Origin of the sequence: Ventrimonas sp. (assembly GCF_048380235.1) — a bacterium.
GTDB lineage: Bacteria > Bacillota > Clostridia > Lachnospirales > Lachnospiraceae > Brotaphodocola.
On record NZ_DBFCCJ010000047.1, the window covers coordinates 1 to 5,254 of the forward strand.

General features: G+C 47.1%; 5 protein-coding genes. All 5 read left to right on the forward strand.

Annotated features, from left to right (window positions below; genetic code table 11):
• Positions 1–488: MptD family putative ECF transporter S component (locus ACMP1L_RS08345; RefSeq protein ID WP_418452659.1), on the forward strand; the 488-nt coding region annotated here is incomplete at its 5' end.
• Complete coding sequence (locus ACMP1L_RS08350; protein ID WP_015524536.1) at positions 485–1,210, forward strand: energy-coupling factor transporter transmembrane component T; 726 nt, start codon at positions 485–487, stop codon at positions 1,208–1,210. The genes ACMP1L_RS08345 and ACMP1L_RS08350, both read left to right, overlap by 4 nt.
• Entirely contained in the window at positions 1,207–2,679 is a 1,473-nt protein-coding gene (locus tag ACMP1L_RS08355) for an ABC transporter ATP-binding protein (RefSeq protein WP_014078544.1), read from the forward strand. The genes ACMP1L_RS08350 and ACMP1L_RS08355 overlap by 4 nt, the downstream gene beginning before the upstream one ends.
• Positions 2,680–2,682: 3 nt before the next feature.
• Complete coding sequence (locus ACMP1L_RS08360) at positions 2,683–4,446, forward strand: ABC transporter ATP-binding protein (protein ID WP_015524537.1); 1,764 nt, start codon at positions 2,683–2,685, stop codon at positions 4,444–4,446.
• Positions 4,439–5,254: ABC transporter transmembrane domain-containing protein (locus ACMP1L_RS08365; RefSeq protein ID WP_418452660.1), on the forward strand; the 816-nt coding region annotated here is incomplete at its 3' end. The genes ACMP1L_RS08360 and ACMP1L_RS08365, both read left to right, overlap by 8 nt.

The window sequence follows — 5,254 nt, forward strand, 5'->3', positions numbered from 1 at the left end:
CTGTACTTACTTTTTTCATGCCAGCAGGAGGTGGGCTGCTTGCTGGCCCCATTTATCTTTTGCTGATTGCAAAAGTACATAAGCGTTGGAGCCTTTCTATAATGGGCGTTATCATGGGTATTATTTGGTTCGTGACTGGTATGCACTGGGCTTTTGCATTGGGTTACATGATCATGGCGATTGTCGCGGACTTTGTTGCTGGTGCAGGGCAGTACAAAAGCAAAAAACTCAACAGCCTGTCTTATATCCTGTTCTCTCTCGGTGGCACTGGTTCATATATCGTGTTCTTTGTTGACCCAAACGGCTGGGCGCAGACCATGCTGGGGAACGGAACTGAACAGAGTTACATCGACACCATGCAGGCAACTGCAAATACCGGCATCCTGATTGCCATGTTTGCTGCTGTTATCATTACATCTGCAATCAGCGCTTTTGTAGGCTGCAAAATGCTGAAAAAGCAGTTTGAAAAAGCAGGTATTACAGCATGAGCGGTAAACGCCATAAGAAAGAGCTTTGGCTCGACCCACGGGCCAAGCTCTTTCTTATTCTTATGTGTGTTTTATCGTCCATGTTTGCGCCCTCACTTGCATATCAATTTATCCTTGTTATGCTGATTGCGATATTGGGGGCTTTCTTTGGAAAGTGGAAATATGTCATTAAGGCTGTATGCTTTTATGCGGTCATCTGTGCCCTGACAGTTTGGATCATGGCAGAAATGACAGGCACGCTGCGGACAATGTTTATTGCCTTTTTAGGCTTGTTTCATAAGGTCTATGCGTGCGGAACCTTGGCTGGGATTGTTCTGACTACTACAAAAGTCAATGAGTTCCTGTCTGCTATGAACCGTGTCCGCGCACCCAAAAAGTTAGTAATTCCTATGGCAGTTATGCTGCGGTACATTCCAACTATTCAAGAGGACTGGCGCTATATCACAGACGCTATGAGAATGAGAGATGTTTCACCATCTCTGGCGGGCTTTTTAACACATCCGGGCATGACGGTTGAGTGTATTTATGTGCCTTTATTGATGGCAGCTTCAAAAGCGGCGGATGATCTTTCTGTTGCTTCTGTCACTCGTGGAATTGAAAATCCCAATCCACGCACCTGTCTTGTCCAGATAAAATGCGGAATTTCCGATTGGGGCGTCATGGCCGTTGCCGTAGCTTATCTGATTTTTGAATTATGTGTGCGAGGAGGTGTGATCGGTTGATTGAGTTTGAAAATGTATCGTTTTCCTATACGGGGCAGGAACATGGTGGGCTGCGCGACATCAATTTGAAAATTTCGGACGGAGAATTCGTCCTGTTCTGTGGCCGCAGCGGGTGCGGAAAAACAACGATTACAAGGCTGGTGAATGGACTGATCCCTCAGTTTTATCAGGGGGAGCTTCATGGCCGTGTGCTGGTAGATGGTCAGGAAATCAGCAATATCCCCATGTATCAGATTGCCGCTAAGGTTGGCTCCGTTTTCCAAAATCCACGGACGCAGTTTTTCAATGTTGATACAGACAGTGAGATTGCCTTTGGAATTGAAAATGAAGCTCGCCCTCCTGAGAAATTGGCTGAGCGAGTAGAGCAGACAACTGAAGATTTGCATATTCAAAAGCTGCGAAACAGAAATATTTTTGAGTTGTCCGGCGGAGAAAAGCAGAAAATCGCCTTTGCTTCTGTTTATGCCATGAACCCACAGATTTATCTATTGGATGAACCATCCTCTAATCTGGATATGACTTCGATCCAGGAACTAAAGGAACATTTGCGGCTGATAAAAAAACAGGGAAAAACAGTTTTGATAGCGGAACATCGTCTGTACTACCTGATGGAGTTGGCTGACCGAATTGTTTATCTGGAAAAAGGAGAAATCAAAGGAATATACACCCCGGAAGAATTTTGGCAGCTATCTGAACCTGATCGTGAACACATGGGGCTGCGAGCTGTTGATCTACAGGCGGTATTCCCGCAAAAAGCCCACTTGCCTGCGCCTACCCCTGTATTGGAGCTGCGGAATGTGACGCTCCGTTACAAGAAGCAAACAATTTTGCATGACATTGAGCTATCCGCCGGAAAGGGCGAAGTGATTGGTGTTGTCGGCCACAACGGAGCTGGAAAGACTACATTTTCCCGCGCTCTCTGTGGGCTTCACAAAGACTGCGATGGACAATTTTTGTGGGAAAGCGAGCCGATTGAGCGTAAGGAAAGGCTGAAACGCTCTTACATGGTTATGCAGGATGTGAATTATGAACTTTTCGCTGACAGCGTGGAGGCAGAGTGCTCCTTTGGTATACGCAATCCAGATCAAACACTGGTAAATGCAACTTTGGAGGAATTAGGCCTTACCCAATATCGGGAGCGCCATCCAAACACGCTTTCTGGCGGTCAAAAGCAACGAGTAGCTGTAGCTGTTAGCATGATTTGTGGGAAAGATCTGCTGGTATTCGATGAACCGACCAGCGGCCTTGATTTTGACAGTATGACGCAGGTGGCGGGACTGATCCGCCGGTTGTCCAATATGGGAAAGGTTATTTTCATTGTCACCCACGATTTTGAATTTGTCTGCCGTACCTGCTCCCGTGTCCTGCATTTTGACGAGGGCGAAATGCCCGATGATGTACCAGTTACAATGGATGCCCTCCCGAAATTGAGAGAGCTGTTCTCTGTTTCAGATGGAAAGGAGAGGTGATCTATGAAACAGAAAAAAGAAAACAGAGTAGCTTTGCTGCTCCACTGGGCCGGTGAGCAAAAAATCTGGCTGTTCCTGGCAATTTTTCTATCGGCGGTCAGCGGTCTTTGCATTATCGTCCCTTACATTGGAATTTACCGGCTGATGGACGCCACCTTCAATCATACCTGCACGCAGGAACTTGTTGTACATACCGTGGTAATGATTGCAGTGGCGGTAACTTTGCGGTTTGCCCTGTTTGGCTGTTCCGGCGTAGCAGCCCACAAAGGGGCCTATGGCGCTCTTTTCAAAGTGCGCTGCATGGTTGCAGAACACATGGCCAGAGCGCCTTTAGGGGCCTTGAATGAACGGCGCACCGGGGACATAAAAACGGTTCTGAATGAAGATATTGAAAAGTTGGAGCTGTTTCTGGCCCATAACCTTCCTGACCTTGTGTGCTATCTGGTGGGGCCGGTAGTCATCTTTATTTATCTGATGACCGTCAATATTCCTCTGGCATTGATTTCCCTGGTTCCGCTGATCCTTGCTGTTGTTGTAATGGGGATGATGTTCCGCAATACGGATGACCTGATGGAACGGGCCAATCACTCCATTACCACACTGAACTCGGTTATGATTGAGTACATCAGCGGCATGAAATTGATTAAAGCCTATAACATGGGGAGCAAATCGTTTCAAAAGTTTTCAGACGCTATCCAGGAAGAAAATGCCATGTGGAATGAAACTTCCCGGCGCATGGGGCCACCTTATGCGGCCTTTGTTGTTATCATCGAATGTGGGATGTTGATAATGGTTCCAATCGGCGGAATGTTTTTCCTGAAAGGCTCACTGGCTGCCAGCGCATTTTTGCTGTTCGTCTATGTAGGTTCCATGTATCTGACGGAAATACGCCCCCTACAGGAACTGGGGACTAATTTTGCCAATGTGCTGAACGCTGTTACTAAGACCAAAGAGATACTGGATATTCCAATTTATGAGGGTGGAGCGGACTTTCCCCAAAATCACGATATTGAACTTCGGAATGTTCGGTTTTCCTATGATGGCAAGACCGATGTACTGCAAGGCGTTAATCTCAAAATTAAAGATGGTGAACGCATGGCCCTTGTGGGACAGTCTGGTGCCGGTAAAAGTACCGTGATTGAGCTGATCTCCCGGTTCTATGATGTGCAGGAGGGCGAAGTGCTGATTGGCGGGAAAAATGTAAAGGAACTCAATTATGATACTATCCTAAAAAATGTCGCCATTGTGTTCCAAAAGACCTTCCTGACCCGTGACAGCGTTTTAGAAAATATCCGCATGGGCAGTAACGCCACTCTGGAAAAAGTACGGACCGCCGCAAAAGAGGCGCAGATTGATGATTTCATCATGTCTTTGCCGGATGGATATGACACGAAGGTGGGCAGCTTTGGCTCTCGCTTCTCCGGCGGTGAAAAACAGCGGATTGCCATTGCCCGCGCTATCCTGAAGAATGCCCCCATTTTGATCTTAGACGAGGCCACAAGCGCCTCTGACCCGGAAAATCAGATGGAGATTGACAAAGCCATTCAAAATCTCTGTAAGGGAAAGACTGTCATTGTGGTAGCCCATCGTTTGAGCGCGTTGAAGATGTGCGAGCGTGTAGCAGTGGTTGAAAATCACACAATTACCTGTGTCGGAACCCATGAGGAAGTCCGAAAGAACAATGCTTACTATCGGAAGGCGTGGGAGGACTACGAAACAGCCCGGAATATTACTTATCAGTTGGAGGGAGGCGAGCAGCATGAGTGAGCATGATGTATTGAAAAAGAACCGTAATTTTTATATTGGCGTTGGCGGGACTGTTCTGGAAGGGCTTCTCTCCGGCAGCCTGTTTATGCTGCTTTACTCTGTCATGCAGTTTTTGTGGTCGGGACAATTTGACATGAACCGTGTCCTGGTTCTGACCTGTGTGATCGCGGTGGTTTTTCTTCTTCGTATCCTGATTTACAGCTATGGCTATACCAAAGCGCAGATCGGCGGTGCAGAGGTCAGCAAGAATACCCGCCTCTTTATGGGCGACCATTTGAAGCGTATCCCGCTTTCCCGGTTTACCCAGGGACAGACCGGCGATTATATCAATACCATCACAAGCGATGTAAACAACTATGAAAAAATCCTGACCCATAAGATCGGTGATATGGCAAAGAGTTTTGCACTTTCGCTCATGCTGATTATTTTTGTGATGACCATTTATGTGCCTGCCGGAATTATCCTGCTGATTGCCGACTTGCTTTTGATCCCTGGACTGTGGCTTTCCTTCCGTATGGTTCGGAAGTATGGTAAAGAAAAGAATGATATTTGTGCAGAGAATGTCAGCAGCATTGTGGAGTATGTGTCTGGTATTCAAACTTTCCGGGCCTATGGCGTAGGTGGTTTGAAGAATAAAACCGTTATCAACGCTATGCGGGAGTTCTGTCGGATCAGCTTTGTGTACGAATCAAAAGTGCTTCCTATTGGTGCGGTCTTTGGTATTTTGAGTTGGCTGTCCTGCCCGCTGGTTATCTTGCTGGCCTATGCACCCTGGGTCGCAGGGACACTGAACACGGTGGACTACCTT

Coding starts and splice junctions, on each gene's coding strand:
- ACMP1L_RS08350 (WP_015524536.1), top strand. CDS start 485: ATGAGCGGTAAACGCCATAAGAAAGAGCTTTGGCTCGACCCACGGGCC.
- ACMP1L_RS08360 (WP_015524537.1), top strand. CDS start 2,683: ATGAAACAGAAAAAAGAAAACAGAGTAGCTTTGCTGCTCCACTGGGCC.